The organism is Halostella sp. PRR32, from assembly GCF_034808085.1.
In the GTDB taxonomy this organism is placed as follows: Archaea; Halobacteriota; Halobacteria; order Halobacteriales; family Natronoarchaeaceae; genus Halostella; species Halostella pelagica.
This window is the reverse complement of the sequence record NZ_JAXHGL010000275.1, coordinates 1-239: the sequence shown is the minus strand read 5'-3', so window position 1 is coordinate 239 and position 239 is coordinate 1. Positions and strand designations below refer to the sequence as shown.

Genomic DNA, 239 nt, shown 5'->3' with positions numbered 1-239 from the left:
CGGGTCGTCGTTCGTCACGACCGCGTCCAGGCCCGCGCCGTCGTGGACGCCCATCGCGGCCACGGTCGGGGCGTCCGCACGCTCCATGACGACGAGTCCCGCCGACGGGAGGTCATCGACGCGGTGGACGGTCACGCGACCCGTGTTCGCGGCGCGGACGATGGCGTCCCGGTGCGTGGTCGTCAGTTCAGTGAGCGCCTCGTCGCTGAACGCCAGCTCCGCCGTCAGTCCGTCCTCGA

At 72.4% G+C, this 239-nt stretch carries 1 protein-coding gene; it reads right to left on the bottom strand.

The features are described from left to right. A partial coding sequence (locus SM753_RS21120) for a hypothetical protein (RefSeq protein ID WP_323192997.1) occupies positions 1–239 on the bottom strand: 239 nt, incomplete at both ends.